12 protein-coding genes are annotated in these 15,984 nt (G+C 75.1%); 6 read left to right on the top strand and 6 right to left on the bottom strand.

Going from position 1 to position 15,984, the window contains the following annotated elements:
• The first annotated feature begins 18 nt into the window (after positions 1-18).
• Together C8D89_RS06010 and C8D89_RS06015 are read left to right on the top strand one after the other, a co-directional pair.
• Complete coding sequence (locus C8D89_RS06010) at positions 19-1,407, top strand: MadS family sensor histidine kinase (RefSeq protein WP_116707170.1); 1,389 nt, start codon at positions 19-21, stop codon at positions 1,405-1,407.
• A complete protein-coding gene (locus tag C8D89_RS06015) occupies positions 1,404-2,081 on the top strand; it encodes a MadR family response regulator transcription factor (protein WP_116707171.1) in 678 nt (225 codons plus the stop codon). The genes C8D89_RS06010 and C8D89_RS06015 overlap by 4 nt, the downstream gene beginning before the upstream one ends.
• Before the next feature lie 431 nt (positions 2,082-2,512).
• Here the strand turns inward: C8D89_RS06015 and C8D89_RS06020 are convergent, their stop codons facing one another.
• Positions 2,513-3,052 (bottom strand): winged helix-turn-helix transcriptional regulator, encoded by a 540-nt coding sequence (locus C8D89_RS06020; protein WP_116707373.1) that lies wholly within the window; start codon positions 3,050-3,052, stop codon positions 2,513-2,515.
• A gap of 61 nt (positions 3,053-3,113) precedes the next feature.
• Between C8D89_RS06020 and C8D89_RS06025 the strand changes: the two genes are divergently transcribed.
• Both C8D89_RS06025 and C8D89_RS06030 read left to right on the top strand, forming a co-directional pair.
• The gene (locus C8D89_RS06025; protein ID WP_207787082.1) at positions 3,114-4,505 is read left to right on the top strand and encodes an MFS transporter; all 1,392 of its coding nucleotides are present in this window, start codon (positions 3,114-3,116) and stop codon (positions 4,503-4,505) included.
• Between the two features lie 32 nt (positions 4,506-4,537).
• Positions 4,538-5,062, top strand: coding sequence for an OsmC family protein (locus C8D89_RS06030; RefSeq protein WP_116707173.1), 525 nt, complete (start codon positions 4,538-4,540; stop codon positions 5,060-5,062).
• 10 nt (positions 5,063-5,072) lie between these two features.
• Here the strand turns inward: C8D89_RS06030 and C8D89_RS06035 are convergent, their stop codons facing one another.
• The 3 genes from C8D89_RS06035 to C8D89_RS06045 form a co-directional block, all read right to left on the bottom strand.
• Positions 5,073-7,493, bottom strand: coding sequence for a molybdopterin-containing oxidoreductase family protein (locus tag C8D89_RS06035; protein ID WP_116707174.1), 2,421 nt, complete (start codon positions 7,491-7,493; stop codon positions 5,073-5,075).
• Between the two features lie 237 nt (positions 7,494-7,730).
• On the bottom strand, positions 7,731-9,392 hold the full coding sequence (locus C8D89_RS06040; protein WP_341477305.1) for a globin domain-containing protein: 1,662 nt from the start codon (positions 9,390-9,392) through the stop codon (positions 7,731-7,733).
• A 284-nt stretch (positions 9,393-9,676) separates the two neighbouring features.
• The gene (locus C8D89_RS06045) at positions 9,677-10,492 is read right to left on the bottom strand and encodes a hypothetical protein (RefSeq protein WP_116707175.1); all 816 of its coding nucleotides are present in this window, start codon (positions 10,490-10,492) and stop codon (positions 9,677-9,679) included.
• A 204-nt stretch (positions 10,493-10,696) separates the two neighbouring features.
• On the opposite strand from C8D89_RS06045, the gene C8D89_RS06050 reads away from it, so the two are divergent.
• Complete coding sequence (locus C8D89_RS06050) at positions 10,697-11,953, top strand: MFS transporter (protein WP_243417887.1); 1,257 nt, start codon at positions 10,697-10,699, stop codon at positions 11,951-11,953.
• A gap of 85 nt (positions 11,954-12,038) precedes the next feature.
• Complete coding sequence (locus tag C8D89_RS06055) at positions 12,039-13,373, top strand: nitric oxide synthase oxygenase (protein WP_116707176.1); 1,335 nt, start codon at positions 12,039-12,041, stop codon at positions 13,371-13,373.
• Between the two features lie 84 nt (positions 13,374-13,457).
• On the opposite strand, the gene mftM is transcribed toward C8D89_RS06055, so the two are convergent.
• Both mftM and C8D89_RS06065 read right to left on the bottom strand, forming a co-directional pair.
• Positions 13,458-14,399: a mycofactocin oligosaccharide methyltransferase MftM gene (gene mftM / locus C8D89_RS06060; protein ID WP_207787083.1), complete on the bottom strand. Its 942-nt coding sequence runs from the start codon at positions 14,397-14,399 to the stop codon at positions 13,458-13,460.
• 19 nt (positions 14,400-14,418) lie between these two features.
• Positions 14,419-15,966 carry a VWA domain-containing protein gene (locus C8D89_RS06065; protein ID WP_116707177.1) on the bottom strand — a complete coding sequence of 516 codons (1,548 nt, stop codon included), beginning with the start codon at positions 15,964-15,966 and terminating at the stop codon, positions 14,419-14,421.
• Between the last annotated feature and the right edge of the window lie 18 nt (positions 15,967-15,984).

Below are 15,984 nucleotides of genomic sequence, written 5' to 3' on the forward strand. Positions count from 1 at the left end.
CGTGTCTGGGGCTCCTGCATGAGCAGCCGGATCTCCCCCGACCACCACGACCTCGACCAGCTCACCGGCATCCGGTCGGGCAAGCCCTCCTTCTACGTCGAGTACCTGGCCTCGGCCGAGCGGCTGCGCCGGGTGATCCACGCCCTCGACCGCATCTCGCGTGCGCTGGTGCGCACCACCGAGGGCCCCGGCACGCTGGTGCGCTCGGTCGCCGAGGCGGCGGCCGACCACCTCACCGCGCACTGGGTGGTGTTCGCGCTGGCCGACGGCGCGCTGCCGGAGGCGGCGCCGCGCCACCTCGTGCTCGGGCCCGTGGGCGACGAGGTCGACGCCCACGACCCGTCGGTGCCGCCGTGGGTCGCAGCCCACCTCGACGCGGTGCGCTCGGGGCACGGGCATCGCCACGGCGCGTCCGGGCCCGACGAGCAGGACCCGCACCACCTGCACGTGCCGGTGCACCTCGACGGCGACGTCGTCGGCGAGATCGTCGCCTGGACCGGCGCCGAGCGGGCCATCGACGCCACCGACGCCTCGGTGCTGCGCGTCCTCGCGGGCCAGACCGCGGCCGCGTTGCAGAACTCCGCGCTGCACCAGCGCACGATGCGGCTCTACGGCGAGGCCAGCCGGCACGCCGACGACCTCGCCGCGCGCAACGAGCAGCTCCAACGCACGCGGGACGCGCTGACGGTCGCCCGCCAGCGCGAGGTCCTCGACTCCGAGCGCCACCGCATCGCCCGCGAGCTGCACGACTCGGTCACCCAGTACGCGCTGTCGGCCGGGATGCAGATCGAGGTCGTGCGCTCGGAGATCCGCGACGAGCGGCAGCGCGAGCGCCTCGAGACGGCGAAGGCACTGACCCGCCGCGCCGTCGAGCAGCTGCGGTCGGCGATCTACGCGCTCAACCACTCCGCCGACGACCGCGGACGCCAGTCGCTGCCGGCCATGCTCGAGGAGCTCTCCACGGTGCACATGCCGTCGGACCTGCGGGTGGAGGTGCGCATCGAGGGCCGCCCGGTGCCGCTGCCCTCGGCCGCCGAGCGCTCGCTGTTCCGCGTCGCCGGCGAGGCCCTGTTCAACGCGGCCGTCCACGCCGAGGCCGGCGTCGCCGTCGTGCGCCTGGCCTTCCGCAAGGACCGTCTCGTGCTCTCGGTGTCCGACGACGGCACCGGCGACCCCGAGCACGTGCGGCGCTCGCTGCGCGTCGCCGCCGCCGGCGACCTCGACGGCTCGCACCGCGGGCTGGTGAACATGGCCGACCGCGCCCGCGAGATCGGCGGCACCCTGCGCATCCGCCGCGCGCCGCAGGGCGGCATCCGCGTCGAGGTCGGCGTCCCCCTGCCCCTGCCCGCCGCCGCCACGCCGGCGGGCGTCCCCGATCCCGCCGAGCCATCCGGGAGCCGGTCATGACCGACATCCGTGTCCCCGCCCGCGCCACCGCCCGCCGGGGCGAGGTCCGCATCGTGCTGGTCGACGACCACGCGATCGTCCGCCGGGGCCTGCGCTCCGTGCTCGAGCGCGAGCCGCAGTTCGCCATCGTCGGCGAGGCCTCCAGCGCGCCCGAGGCCCTCGCCGTCGTCGCGCACCAGCGGCCGTCGATCGTGCTGCTCGACCTCAAGCTCTCGACCAGCTCCGACTCCGAAGGCCTGCAGCTGTGCCGCCAGCTGACCCAGGCCCACCCCGGCGTCGGGGTGCTCGTGCTGACGACGTTCCTCGACGACCGGCTCGTCGTCGAGGCGGTGCACGCCGGGGCCCGGGGCTACGTGGTCAAGGACGTCGACACCACCGAGCTCACCGGCGCCATCCGCGCGGTCTCGCGCGGCGAGTCGGCGTTCGACTCGCGCTCCGCCGCCGCCGTCGTCCGCTCGCTCAACGGCCAGCAGCCCCACGGCGACCCGCTGACCGGCCGCGAGCTCGACGTCCTGCGCCTCCTCGCCCGCGGCATGTCCAACCGCACCATCGGCCGCGAGCTGTTCATCTCCGAGACGACGGTGAAGTTCCACGTCGGCAACCTCATGCGCAAGCTCGACGTCACCCGCCGCGCCGAGGCCGTCTACGCCGCCTCGAAGATGGGCCTGATCTAGGCACCGCACCTGCCGGTGCGAGCAATGCGGCTTTGCTGGCGTCAGACGCCAGGATCGCCACATCCTCACCCGCGCGACACGCCGGGGCCGCGCGCTGACGCGAGCTGCTCGACGTCCAGGTCGGCGCGGACGTCGGGGTGGGCGATCACCTCGATCGCAGCGATCCGCCGTCGGCGACGACGAGGTCGAAGGCGGAGAACACGCGCCCGCCCGGGGCGAACACCGCGCCGACCACCCCGCCCAGCAGCGCCGGGTGCGCGCGCCCCTCGCCCGGCCGCCGAACACCCGGGCGACGGCCTCCGCGCCGTGCACCGTCTCGGCGAGCTCGCGCGCGCGGCCCCGGTCCGCCTCCGCGCAGGCGCCGGCGGGGCCGCGCTGAAGAGCCGGCGGGACTCGTCGCCCGAACAGCGGCGAGCATCGCTCACACAGGCTCAGGGGAGAGGCGTCAGCAAGCGGTGGGGCCGGCGCAGGGCCCGGCTGACGGCGTCGTCGCGCTCCGGGCGCGTGCCGTCGTCGGCGTCCGGGTCGAGCGAGCGCGTCTCCAGCGACCCGGGTGCCGGCAGCGTCCCGCACGCCGGGCACATCCCACCTTCGGCGAGGTCGGCGCCGCCGGCGGGGCAGTCGGCGTGGCGGAAGCGCCGGCGCCCGCCGCCGGGACCCACGCGGTGCCGGTCGCCCCACCGGGCGAGCGTGAAGAGCGCGGGCCAGAGGTCGAGCCCCGCCTCGGTGAGCACGTACTCGTCGCGCCCGGGCGCGTAGGGACGCCGTTCGAGCACCCCGGCCTCGACGAGCGTGGCGAGCCGGTCGGAGAGCACGGCGCGCGGGACGTCGAGGTGGGCGCGCAGGTCGGCGAACCGGCGTACCCCGAAGAAGCAGTCGCGCAGCACGAGCAGCGTCCAGCGCTCGCCGAGGACCTCGAGGGCGCGGGCGAGGGCGCAGTCCTGGCGGTCGTAGTCACGGCCGAGCGGCACGGGCCACACCCTAGCCGCTTTCGGTTCAATCAACGAACCGAACCTGTTAGCGTCCGCACCCGTGACCACGGATGAGCGCCCCCGCGCCACCCTCGCCGTCGCCGGGACGGCCACCTTCCTCGCGCTCGTGGTCTTCACGGTGCCGCTCGCGACGTTGCCGTCGACGGCCACGGCGCTCGGCGCCGGGCCTGCGGCGCAGGCCTGGATCCTCAGCTCGATGAGCGTGGGCCTGGGCGTCGCGCTGCTGTCGGTCGGCGCGCTGGGCGACGACGTGGGGCGGCGCCGCGTCCTGGTGCTCGGCGCGCTGGTGGTGGCCGCGTCGTCGGTGCTCGGGGCCCTCGCGCCGTCCGCGCTCGTGCTCGTGGCCGCGCGCATCCTCCAGGGCGTCGGCGCCGCGGCCCTGGTCGCGTGCAGCCAGGGGCTGCTCGGCCACGCGTTCCCGGCCGGCACCCCGGCCGCGCGCACCGCCAGCAGCGTCTGGGGCGCGAGCCTCGGCGCGGGGATCGCCGCCGGCCCGTTCCTGGCCTCCGGTCTCGACCGCCTCGTCGGCTGGACCGGGGCCTACTGGGCGAGCGCGGTCGCGGCCGTCGTCCTGGCGCTGGTCGCCCGGTCGCTCGTGCCCGAGTCACGGGCCGCCCAGCCGCGCCCGATCGACCTGCCGGGCGTGCTCGTGCTCGCGGCCGGTCTCGCCGCACTGCTGGCCGGGCTCGTCGAGGGACGGGCGGGCTTCGATCGGCCGGTGGTCCTCGCGCTGGTCGGGGGCGGGGCCGCGCTGCTCGTGGCCTTCGTCGTGCTCGAGCGGCGGCGCGCGGCGCCGATGCTCGACATGGCCCTGTTCACGTCGCCGGCCTTCGTCGCCGCCACGGTCGGCGCGCTCGCGACCGGTACGGGGATCATCGCCACCACCTCGTTCCTGCCCACGGTCGTCGAGCGCGGGCTGGGCAGCACCGCGCTGGCCGGGGCGCTGCTGCTGTTCGCCTGGTCGGGCACGAGCGTCGTCACCGCCGTGCTCGCCCGGCGCCTGCCCGCCGCGTGGCCGGGGCGGCTGCAGATGGCCGCGGGCCTGCTGGTGGTCGCGGCCGGCCAGCTGCTGCTCTTCGGGCTGGCGACGGGCGACGCGCCCGCCTCGCTCGTCCCCGGCCTCGTGCTGGCGGGTGCGGCGAGCGGGGTGGTGAACGCCGCCCTCGGACGCGAGGCCGTGGCCAGCGTGCCACCCGGCCGCGGCGCGATGGGCGGGGGCGCCAACAACACCGCGCGCTACGTCGGGGCGGCGATCGGCGTCACGGTCATCGCCGTCGTGGCCACGCGCCCGTCCCTGGGCGGCGGCGCCCAGGGCCTCGTCGCGGGCTGGAACGACGCGCTGCCGATCTCGGCGGCGTTCACGCTGGTCGGGGCCGCCGCGGTGGCCGCCTGCCGACCCCGGCGGGTGCGGACCCCCGTGACCAGCGGGTGACGATCGCCGCCGGCCGGGGGAGGATCGCGGGCATGGACAAGACGAAGCTCGCCGAGACCCAGGGTCCGCTCAAGTCGCAGTACAAGGAGGACCCCGAGGCGGCGGTCGTCACGCTCAAGGCCGACGGCGACGTCGACGGCTCGGGCATCGCCTGCCGGGTGCAGACCGCCCAGGCGATCGCGGAGGCCGGCCTGCACCCCGCCACCGGCGGCGACGGCACCCAGCTGTGCTCGGGCGACATGCTGCTCGAGGCCCTCGTCGCGTGCGCGGGTGTGACGCTGCGGGCGGTGTCGACGTCGATGGGCGTCGAGGTCCGGGGCGGCAGCGTGCACGCCGAGGGCGACCTCGACTTCCGTGGCACCCTCGGCGTGGCCAAGGACGCGCCGGTCGGGTTCCGCGAGATCCGCCTGCGCTTCGACCTCGACACCGACGCCGACGCCGACACCCTCGCGACGCTGCACAAGCTGACCGAGCGCTACTGCGTCGTCTTCCAGACCCTCGCGAAGCCGCCGGAGCTCTCCGTCGAGATGGCCCCGCGCCAGACCGCGAGCGCCTGAGGACGAGCGCTCAGAGGCGCGAGACCTCGCACACCGACGCCCGCAGCGGCGAGCTGCCGCTGACGGGATCGCTGGGCTCCTGGCGCAGCACCAGGTTGAGGTTCGCGCTGCCGGGGCCGAAGGGCGGGTAGCCGGGCAGGCCCAGCTCGTCGCACGCCTGCCACCATCCGTGCTGACCGAACACCACCTGCGGGTCGAGGGTGCTGCGCAGCTTCGCGCGGGCCCGGACGTCGCCGTGCGGCGTCGCGATCCGCACCCAGTCCCCGGTCGCGATGCCGCGGGCGGCGGCGGTGCGGGGGTTCAGCTCGACCTGGGGGTCCGGGGCGCCCTTGCGCAGGCTCGCCATGTTGCGGTTCTGGCTCTCGCAGAACCACAACGACTTCGCGCAGCTGAGGATCAGCGGGAACCGGTCGGCGAGATCGGGCCGCGACCTCGGGCTCACGCCCGGCTCGGAGAACTCGGCGAGCGGCGGGTAGCCGTGCTCGAGGAGCACCTCCGAGTAGAGCTCGACCTTGCGCGTGGGCGTGGCGAAGCCGCGGGGGATGCCGTCGACCGGTTCGGCGTACTTGCGGTGGCGGGTCACGAGCGGCACCCGCACGCCCGCCGGCTCCGCGCGGAGCTGCTCGAGGCTCACCCCGCTCGGCTCCAGCTGGTGGCGGAACGCGGCCTCGACGTCCCCGTCGAAGAAGTGCTCGCCCAGCCCGAGGCGCACCGCGAGGTCGAAGATGATCTGCAGGTCCGAGCGCGCCTCCCCGCGGGCCGGGGCCAGGGGCTCGCGCAGCTGCACCAACGACTGGGCGTCCTCGCTGACCTCGAACCCGACGCGCAACGCGGTTGCCTCGAACGCGCTGGTCACCGGCAGGACGATGTCGGCCTGCTCGGCCGTCGGGCTCATGAACATGTCCGCGTGCACGACGAAGTCCAGAGCGCGCAGCGCGTCGCGTCCGCGGGCGCTGTCGCCGTGGGCCATCACGAGGTTCGAGCCGAAGTTGACGAACCCCCGGGCGCGGTACGGGCGGCCCTCGATCGCGGCGGTGAAGAAGTCCTCCCCGGTGACGAACTCGAAGCGGGCGGGGCCCAGGGGGCGGTGCTCCACCCCGAGGGCCTTGGCGCGCTGGGCGCGGGACAGCAGGGCCGCGCCGCCGATCGGGTTCGTGGGCACCGCGGGGAAGGCGACGTTGCCGCCCGGGGCGTCGAGGCAGCCGCTGAGCGCGTAGAGCTGGTTGACCGCGCGGATGATCTGCGTCGTACCGCTCTGCTGCTCGAGGCCCGACCACGTGTAGAAGGCGAGTGGCCGCGCCTCCCACAGGGTGCGGGCGGTGGCCTCGATGTCGGCGGCCGGCACCGTCGTGATCGCCTCGGCGACGCTCGGCTCCATCGCCCGGCACTGCTCGGCGACGAGGTCGAAGGCGGGTCGGCAGATGACCGGGCCGTCCGTGGTCCGGACCCGGCGTGCGCCGAAGAGCGCGAGCCGGTCCTCGTCCGCGGCGTAACGTCCGCGCGTCGGGTCGTACCCGACCGGCGCCCCGTCGGCCTCGTCCCAGGCGACGAGGTGATCCGGGTCCTCGCCGACCTCGCTGCCGATCTGGCTGCCGATCTCGCTGGCGGTCTCGCTACCGCGCAGGAAGCGGCCCGTGTCCTCGCGCACGAGGAGCGGCGCGTTGGTCCAGCGCCGCACGAAGTGCTCGTCGTACCAGCCGCGCTCGATCATGACGTGGGTGAGGGCGAGGGCCAGGGCGGCGTCGGTGCCCGGCCGCACCCGCAGCCAGTGGTGCGCCTTGCTCGCCAGCCCGGCCCGCCGCGGATCGACGACGACCAGGCGCGCGCCCCGCTCGAGCGCGGCGACCGTGCTCGTCGCGTGAACGAGACGCGCGATCGAGGGGTTGTACCCCCAGAAGAGGATGGCGCCGGCACGGTCGAGGTCCGGCATGTACACGCCCGGCACCGAGTCGCCGTAGGTGTAGATCGACGCCAGGTACCGGCCCCACCCGCACAGCTCCATCGACACACACAGGTTGGGACTGCCGAACGCACGTTTCAGCCGCATCACCCAGTCGACCGCGTCGGACATCGCCGAGGTCGAGGGCGAGGCGCTGCCGAAGACGACGGACTCGGGGCCGTGGTCACGTGCCAGCGCCCGGAGGCGGGTCGCGACCGTGTCGAGCGCCTCGTCCCAGCCGATCCGGCGCCAGCCCGGGTCGGCCGCGCCCTTGGGGTTGGTCCGCGCGAGCGGGTGCAGCAGCCGCTCGGGATGGTTCACCAGCTCGGGGGCGGCCTTGCCCTTCACACACAGCGCCCGCCCCGTCGGGTGCGCCGGGTCCGGCCCGAGGGCCACGAACGCCCCGTCACGCAGGGTGGCGGTCGCGCCGCAGCGCGACACGCACAGCGGGCAGAACGTGGCGACCTGTCTGGTCGGTGCGACGCGCGTCATCCGGACTCCCGCCCGGGTCCGTCGCAGCGACCTCTGCGCACGGACCGGGAGCGGCAGTGTGGGCCATCCGGGCCGTCGGGTCCACGGACCGGCACGAACGACGGCCGAACGGCCCAGGGAGTTGGGCTGCGGGATGACGCGCGTGCGAAGGAACGAGCGAGCGTCCCCTCGTGATCAACGGGGACTTCGGGCGCGTAGGAGCAGCGAACAGCACGTTCGCTGCTTCCCGAGCCTCGCTCAGTCGGTGTGGTAGGGGTCGTAGTGGATGTTGCGGAACGGCGTGCCCGCGTCGAGCAGCGCGTTGACCGTCGCGCGCACCATGGGCGGCGAGCCGCTGATGGTGATCTCGCGGTCGGCCCAGGCGCCGTAGCGGGCGACCACCTCGGCCAGCGTGCCCGTCTCGGCGCCGTGGCGGCGGCCGTCGTCCTCGACCACGGGCACGACCGTGAGCCACGGGAACTCCTGCGCGCTGCGGCGCAGGCCCTCGATGTCGTAGAGGTCGCTCCACGTCCGGCCGCCGACGAACAGGCAGACCTTGCGGTCGGTGCCCTCCATCATGAGCTGCTCGATGATCGCGCGCGCCGGGGCGAGACCGGTGCCGCCGGCGACCATGAGCAGGTCCGAGCGCCGACGCGGGTCGAGCGTCATCTGGCCCATGGGCGGACCGATGCGCCAGACGTCGCCGACGCGGGCGTGGGAGACGATCGCGCGGCTCACCCACCCGCCGGGCACGGTGCGGACGTGGAACTCGAGCACGCAGTCCGGGCCGGGGGCGTTGGCCGGCGACATCGAGCGCCACATGCGCGGGCGCTGCGGGGTCTCGACGCTGACGTACTGGCCGGCGAGGTAGGGCACGGGCTGGCTGGTCTGCACCCGCACCACGGCGAGGTCCTGGTTGATCCGCCGGTGCTCCATCACCCGCGCCATCCAGACTGCGGGTCCGCGCTCGCCCTCGGCGGCGTCGAGCATGATCGAGGCCGTCAGGGAGTACGCCCCCAGCCAGGCCTGCTCGATCTCGTTGTTCCACCGCTCGCCGGTGACCTCCTTGAGGGCCCCGACGAGGGCTTCGCCAACCTGATCGTAGTGCTTGTCGACCACGCCGAACTTTCGGTGGTCCCGGCCGAGCTGGCGCAGGAAGACCGACAGCTCCTCGGGCCGGTCGACCATCTGGATGACGTGCAGCAGGCCTCGCAGGAACCGCGTTCGCTGCAACTCCATGGTCACTGGGAACAGCTCGCGGGTCTCCGGTGAGAGGCGGAAGAGCCACGCGTAGAAGAGCTTGGTGAGCTCGTCGGACCGGTGCTGGATCGAGGCCCAGCTCTGCCGGATCAGCGAGACCATGTCGTTGACGTCGTTGGACACCGCCGACTCGCGGGGCGCGGGCATGCCGAGACCCTCGGGGGTCCCGGCCGCCGATGCCGGCATCGGGGGCGGAGGTGCGGTGGGGACCATGGCGCCCCCGGGTCCGGACGGCATCGCGGAGGTGGTCTGGCTCGACCCGTACGACGGCGGCACCGGCGCGCCGCCGGGGCCCAGGGGGCGTGCGCGCAGGCCGGCGGGCGGGCCGGACGGCCCGGACGGGTAGGTCATCGAGCTCCCATCGGACGCGGAGCGGTACGGACCCGTGGCATCGAGTCCGGTGCGGGACGCCCCGTACGGGGCCTCCCGCCGGTCGTCGGCGATGTCGAAGACCGAGCTGTCGGTCTCCTCCGGCCCCCTGGGACGCCCGGCGCCCAGGTGCCCGTCCGGGCGTGCGGACGTCTCGTAACCGTCGGGCTCGGCGTGCCCGGGGTACCAGCCCTCCCCGGAGCGGGGGTCACGGTCGGGGTGGGTGCCCGTACCGCGGGACCGCCCGTCGGGTCCCCCGGCCAGGGAACGGTCGTCCCTCGCTGCGGTCACGTCTGGTCGACTCCTCGTCCCGGATGACTGGACACCCCTCGGCGTCGCGCCACCCTAGCGGTTGTCCCCGACCCGGGAACGCTACTCCGCGTCGCGCTCCGCGCCGCTCGGTCGCGTGCTGGTGCGGCCAGCGTAGGGCCGGGTCCGGTGAGCGGGACGGGCAGGCACCCGGATCGGGTGACGCGTCCGAACGGCGGCGTCACCCGTCGTCGCCGATCGACCGCTCCCCGCGACCCCCCGCGGCCGCCCCGTGGACGTGGCCCGGCCGCCGCGCCGGGCGGCGGTCAGCCCGCGCCGGTCCCGCCGCCCTCGGCCGGGCTCGAGCCGGCTGCGGGTCCGTCGAGCCCCGGGTCCTCGGCGCTCGTACCCCGCCCCGCCCCGTCGGACTCCGCGCGGGTCGAGGGGCGGGACGGCGACGTGGACCGCGGGGTGCTGCGTGACGAGGTCGGGTCGTCGGCGGTCGTCGGGGTGGTGGTGCGGGAGCGCGAGGTCGTGCCCGGGGACGGGGCTCCACCACGGGTCTCGCGGGGTGTCGCCGCCGAGGACGGGGCGGCCCGGGCGGACGGTCGCGCCCCGTCCTCGGGGTCGTCCGCCTCGAGCGGGCCCGTCCCCGCCGTCGAGGTGGTGCCGCGGTCGGTGACGGGCCCGCCACCCGCCGGCGGCCTCTCGTCGGGCACGTGCGGGACCCGGGGCAGGGCGAGCTGCTGGCCGGTGCGCTGCGCCTCGAGGCCGAGCGCGATGCCGACGCCGCCGACCGCCACCGCGGCCATCACCGCGGCCGCGGCCGGGACCGACGACAGGCCGCGTCGCGACACCCTCGGCGTCCCCCGGGACAGCACGCGCGCCATCTCGTCGGCTCGCGCGCGCATCCGCCGCGACGGGCGTGGCCGGCGGCGGGCCGGGGGCGGGTCGGGGGTGAGGACGGCCTCGACGCCCGGGCGTCCGGGCGCCGCGAGGTCGGCGATCGCGGGGACCTCGGGCACCGCGGGCCCCGGGCGGGCCCGGCAGGTGGCACCGAACGACGGCAGGACCGCGGTCTCGCGGTCGTCGGCGACCGGCCCGTCCGGGTCGTGGCTCGCGGGCCCCGGGGCTCGCGTCACGGTGCACCTCCCGGCCCCGCGAGCGCGTCGTCCCCGACGACGTGACGCGCTGTGCACGAAGCCATCACACGTTGTCGACCGGAGAGGGTGCCAGACGCGTTCGACCGACGACGGACGACCCGGTGTTCTCGATCACCACGCGGCGGCCCCGGGACCTCCGGTGTGTGCGTGACGTGTCCGGAGCACCCTCTACAGTGGGCTCACGTGGAGCCGACACGGGGCGCCGGGACGCGCGCGGAGCCGTCCACGGCACGCCGCGTGGCCTTCGTGGTCGTCGCGTACTCGTTCGTGGTCACCATGCTCGGTACCACCCTGCCGACGCCGCTCTACCCCATCTACCAGGAGCGATACGGCTACAGCGGCCTGCTCGTCACGGTCATCTTCGCCGCGTACGCCGTCGGTGTGATCGCCGCGCTCCTCCTGCTGGGGCGCCTGTCGGACCAGATCGGCCGTCGACCGGTGCTGCTCCTCGGGCTCGGCCTCTCGGCGCTGTCGGCGGTCGCGTTCCTGGCCCCGCTCCCTGCCCCGCTGGACCTGCCGGGCCTGTTCGTCGGTCGCGTGCTCTCCGGGCTCTCGGCCGGGGTGTACACGGGCACGGCGACGGCGACGCTGCTCGACCTCGTGCCCGACGAGGGCCGCGCCCGCGCCTCGCTGGTGGGCGCGGCGGTGAACATGGGCGGCCTGGGGCTCGGGCCCGTCGTCGCCGGTGTGCTGGCGCAGTACGCCCCGGCGCCGCTGGCGCTGCCCTACGTCGCCTCGCTCCTGCTGCTCGTGCCCGCCGCGGTCGGCGTCGCGCTGATCCCCGAGCCGGTGCCGGGTGCGGGCGGGTGGCGCGGGGCGAGCCTGCGCCCGCAGCGGCTGCGCGTCCCCGCGGCGGCGCGCCCGGTGTTCGTGCGCGCGGTGATCGCCGGGTTCGCGGGGTTCGCGGTGCTCGGCCTGTTCACGTCGGTGTCGCCGTCGTTCCTGGGCGAGGTGCTCGACATCCGCGACCACGCCGTCGAGGGTCTGGTCGTGTTCTCGTTGCTGGCCGCGTCGACGGTCGGGCAGCTGGCGTCGGCGCGCCTGGGCGAGCGGACGTCGCTGGTCGGGGGTTCGGCGGTGCTCGGGGTGGGGGCGCTCGGCATCGCGCTGGCGCTGCTGCTCGCGTCGCTGCCGGTGCTCGTGGCCGCCGCGGTGGTGGCCGGGCTCGGCCAGGGCGCGAGCTTCCGGGCGGGCCTCGGCGCGGTCGGCGCGGCGAGCCCCGCCGAACAGCGCGCCGAGGTGTCCTCGAGCTTCTTCGTGGTCGTCTACGTCGCCCTGTCGGTGCCGGTCATCGGCGTCGGGGCGGCCGCGCAGGGCTTCGGTCTCACGACCGCGGGCGTGGTGTTCTCGGTCGCCGTGGCGGTCCTCGCCGCGGTGGCGGTCGGGGCGCTGCTGCGCCGAACAGACCATCAGGGTTCGGACGCGATCCCGAGTGATTGATCCGAACGGCGAGATCCGCTCCCGGCGACGGGGCGGCACAGTGGGTACCGCGCCGCACGGGACGGCACGACGACTCGGAGGTGGCATGACGCGCGGCGTGGCGATCGACGTCGTCGGCACCGGGGACCAGCTGGTCCCCACCCCGCATCCGCGGGACGGCCGGCCCCGTCCCGGACCCCGGGTCCCCACCCCCGTCGCCGCCGGCGACCCGGTGGTGCCCACCGACAACCCCCCGCCCTCGCCGCGCGAGGGTGACGACGACGCGCCGGCGACCCCGGAGGCCGGGCCCACCGCGGTGCGGGGTGTCGACCCCGACGAGGCCGAGGAGTTCCTCCGGCTCTTCCACACCGAGAACCCGGCGTCGGGGCCGGTCGAGCCGCGGATCGTCGCGGTCCGTGAGGAGATCGACCGCACCGGCACCTACGTCCACACCCACGACGAGCTCGAGTTCGGGGCGCGGGTGGCCTGGCGGAGCTCCGCGCGCTGCATCGGGCGGCTCTACTGGCGCAGCCTGCACCTGCGCGACCGGCGGCACGTCACCGCGCCCGAGGAGGTCGCCGCCGAGTGCGTAGGCCACCTGCGCGAGGCCACGCGTCGCGGGCGCATCCGCTCCACCATCACGATCTTCGCGCCCGACGGCCCGTCCGGCCCGGGACCGCGGGTGTGGAACGAGCAGCTGATCCGCTACGCCGGCTACCGCGCCGGCGGGCGGGTGCTCGGCGACCCGCGCTACGTCGGGTTCACCGACACCGCCCGCTCGCTGGGCTGGCTGCCGCCGAGCCCGATGGGGCGCTTCGACGTCCTCCCGCTCGTCGTCACCGGCGGCGGGGAGCACGCCGCGGCCGGTCCGCAGGTGCACGAGGTGCCCCGCGATGCGGTGATGGAGGTGGACCTGCACCACCCCGAGCACGCGTGGTTCGCCGAGCTGGGCCTGCGCTGGCACGCGCTGCCCGTCATCAGCAACATGCGTCTCGACATCGGCGGCATCTCCTACCCGGCGGCGCCGTTCAACGGCTGGTACATGGCCACCGAGATCAGCGCGCGCAACCTGGCCGACGCCGACCGCTACGACATGCTCGCCGAGGTCGCCGACGCCATGGCGCTCGACACCTCCAGCGACCGCACGCTGTGGCGCGACCGCGCGGCCATCGAGCTCACCGCCGCGGTCCAGCACTCCTTCGACGAGGCCGGCGTCTCCCTCGCCGATCACCACGGCGAGTCGCAGCGCTTCCTGCGTTTCGTGGAGAAGGAGGAGGCGGCCGGGCGCCACTGCCCCGTCGACTGGAGCTGGATCGTCCCGCCGATCTCCGGCGGCCTCACCCCGGTGTTCCACCGGTACTACGACGAGCCCACCGACACCGGCCCGATGTTCCGCCTCGACGACCAGGCCAAGGCGCGTGGGCGGGGGTGCCCGGTCTGACCCGACCCCGAGTCGCGATGATCAACGGGGACTTCGCGCGCGTAGAAGCAGCGAACAGCCCGTTCGCTCCATCCCGCGGCCGCGTCAGCCCACCTCGACCACGAGCCAGCCGCCGTGGTCGTCGGCGACGGTGAAGGGGCGGCCGGAGCGCTCGCCGAGGGCGTGCAGGGCGGCGTGGTCGAAGGTCCTCAGGTGCCCGTACACGGGCTCGGGGACGTCCTCGTAGGGCACGGCGACCACGACGCGGCGCCGGGCGACGCGGAGCATCTCGTCGAGCACGGGGACGGTGTCGGCCGCGGGCAGGTGCTCGAGCAGGTGCACCGCGGTGACGGTGTCCACGGAGCGGTCGGCGGCGGGCAGGGTGCGGGCGTCGGCGACGACGGTGCGCACGGGCTCGCCGCGGCGGCGGGCGACGGCGCCGAGCAGGCCCATCGTCCCCGGCGTGTGGTCGGTGGCGACGACCTCGAACCCCTCCTGCGCCAGCCGCAGCGGCAGGAAGCCGAAGCACGAGCCGACGTCGAGCACCGTCCGCCCGCGGAGCTCGGAGAGAACGCGCTCGTGGACCGGGGCGAACGCCGCCAGCGACGACTCCGGGGCCACCGTCGGGTCGACGGGGTGCGCCGGTGAGCGCAGCGCGGCGAGGCTGTTGGCGTAGAACGTCGACCACGCCGTCAGCGGGTCGCTGATGGTCGAGCGGACGACGCCGGTGAACACCCGCTCGAAGTCGCCGGCCGACGCGACGAGGCCGGAGAGCTCGCCGGCGATGAGCCCGGCGATGTCGTCGTCGAGCTCGTCGGGGCGCAGCCGGTGCAGCACGAGCAGCCGGTCGCCGGGCAGGTGGACCTCGAAGTGCTCGGTGACGCGCTCGGGCGGGCGGGCCGCGACCAGGCGCACGGGGACGGGCGCGCGGTCGACGTGACACACGACCACCCGGGCGTCCTCCCAGCGCCCGGGGTGCGACGGGGCGAGCGGGTCGATGCGCACGGTGCCCGCAGTGCCCGCGGGGACGTCGCGGACGCCGGTCACGGCGGACCCCCACCCACCCTCATCGCCCGATCATCTCGGCCGCCATGTCGTGGCTGACCTCGGAGAGTCCGGTGAGGTCGCGCACGACCCGGATGCGGTCGCAGTACTCGGCGTAGCGCGGCAGGTCGCACGCCCCGAGCCCCCAGGAGTAGCGCGGCTCCGGGGTCAGCCAGATCGTCTCGCGGGCCCGGCGGGTGATCTCGGCGAACGCGTCGGTGTTCGGGTCGTTGCCGTTGCCCCGCCCGTCGCCCAGCACGATCACGGTCGAGCGGCGGTTCACCGCCGACCCGTGGTCTTCGAGGAAGGTCCCGAACGACGTCCCGTAGTCGGAGTTGGCGTCGACGTCGAGCAGGTCGCCGCCGAAGATCAGGCCGAGGGCGTCCTCGACGGTGTGGTCGGCGAACAGGTCGGTGACCTCCATGAGGTCGGCGACGAACGCGAACGAGCGCACCTGCCCGAACATGTCCTGCAGCCCGTGGACCAGGTGCAGGGTGAACCGCGCGGTGGCGCGCACCGACAGCGAGACGTCGGCGAGGATCACCAGCCGCGGCTTGTCCTCGGTGCGCGCGACCGTCACGGGCCGGAACGGGACGCCGTCGAAGCGCATGTTGCGCCGCATCGTGCGGCCGGGGTCGATGCGCCCGCGCGGCGACTCGCGGCGCTTGTGGGTCAGGGCGCCGTGCAGCGTCTTGGCCAGCCGGCGCAGCGAGTCCTCGAGCTGCTGGCGCTCGTGCTCCTCGGCCCGGTCGACCTCGGCGCGCCGGGCGTCCTCGCCGCCCGTCCCGTCGTCGACGATGCGCTGCTCGATCTCGAGCAGCCGCTCGAGGTGGCGCTTGATGGCCTCCGGGAGGTTCTCCAGCATCCCGGCCAGGCGGCGTCGCAGCGCCATGGCGTCGGTCTCGTCTCCGGCGGCGCCCTCGGCGTCCTCCTCGACGCCCTGCAGCCACCCCAGCAGCGCCTCCTGCTGAGCGACGTTGAGGTCGGCGTCGACCTTCGTGCCCGATGCGGCGGCGATGTCGCCGGGCAGGCCGCCGCCGTGCAGACGGTCGGTCTCGATCTGCACCTTCTCGCCGGTGCCGGTCTGGTCGGTGGCCCCGTCCTTGGAGAAGACGATCTCGTCGGTCATCGCGGCCAGGTCGATCTTGTTGGCCTCCTGGTGCAGGTTGTACTGCTGGGCCATGTCCTCGGGGTCGAAGAACTCCTTGATGTCGACGGGCGTGCCGTGGTCGTGGCCCTGCTGGGGGGTCTCGCTCGGCTCCTCGGACAGCGTGAAGTCCTCGAGGACGCCGTCGTCGGACAGGTCCTCGTGCCCGTGCCCGTGGCCGTGGCCCCGGTCCTCGGCGCCGATGCGCACCAGCGCGAAGAACGCGTCGAAGATCTCGTCGTAGGTGTGCTCGTCGCGGATGTCCTTGACGAGCGCCACGCGCAGCGCGGCCTTGAGCGTCTCGCGGTCGGCGAGCACCCCGGGCTCACGCGCGCAGCGCATCGCGTCGAGGACCTCGGAGGTGGAGATCCGCACCTGACGGATGCGGAGCAGGCGGACGAAGCGGTGGATGCTGGCCTCCACGCGGGCCTCCTCTCGCGG

It is taken from the genome of Actinomycetospora cinnamomea, assembly GCF_003096675.1.
GTDB lineage: Bacteria > Actinomycetota > Actinomycetes > Mycobacteriales > Pseudonocardiaceae > Actinomycetospora > Actinomycetospora cinnamomea.

Coding starts and splice junctions, on each gene's coding strand:
- C8D89_RS06010 (WP_116707170.1), top strand. CDS start 19: ATGAGCAGCCGGATCTCCCCCGACCACCACGACCTCGACCAGCTCACC.
- C8D89_RS06035 (WP_116707174.1), bottom strand. CDS start 7,493: ATGACGCGCGTCGCACCGACCAGACAGGTCGCCACGTTCTGCCCGCTG.
- C8D89_RS06030 (WP_116707173.1), top strand. CDS start 4,538: ATGGACAAGACGAAGCTCGCCGAGACCCAGGGTCCGCTCAAGTCGCAG.
- C8D89_RS06015 (WP_116707171.1), top strand. CDS start 1,404: ATGACCGACATCCGTGTCCCCGCCCGCGCCACCGCCCGCCGGGGCGAG.
- C8D89_RS06055 (WP_116707176.1), top strand. CDS start 12,039: ATGACGCGCGGCGTGGCGATCGACGTCGTCGGCACCGGGGACCAGCTG.